The sequence below is a fragment of the Komagataeibacter intermedius TF2 genome (assembly GCF_000964425.1).
Classification (GTDB): Bacteria; Pseudomonadota; Alphaproteobacteria; order Acetobacterales; family Acetobacteraceae; genus Komagataeibacter; species Komagataeibacter intermedius.
In genome coordinates, this window is the sequence record NZ_BANF01000856.1 from 1 (window position 1) to 281 (window position 281).

At 59.8% G+C, this 281-nt stretch carries 1 pseudogene; it reads right to left on the minus strand.

Annotated features, from left to right (window positions below):
* Positions 1-281: pseudogene (locus tag B7449_RS19380) on the minus strand (transposase); the annotation flags it as partial.

The following is a 281-nucleotide window of genomic DNA, read 5'->3' on the forward strand; positions in this document are numbered from 1 at the left end:
TTCATCGAGCAATGGCTCTGCTTCTGTGATGTCGGCCCTTTGTCCGGGCGTCAGGGAAAGAGCCACAGCCTTTCCCGCGGCATCGACAATGGCATGGATTTTCGTGGTCAGTCCGCCACGGGACCGCCCGGTGGCCTGATCCATCCCCCTTTTTTACGGGCGCCCGCGCTATGCTGGTGAGCACGGACAATGGTGCTGTCGATCATCATGTATTCGTTGTCATGGTCAGCAGCCAGATGCCGGAAAATCCGCTCGATCACGCCGCCTTCGCACCAGCGACG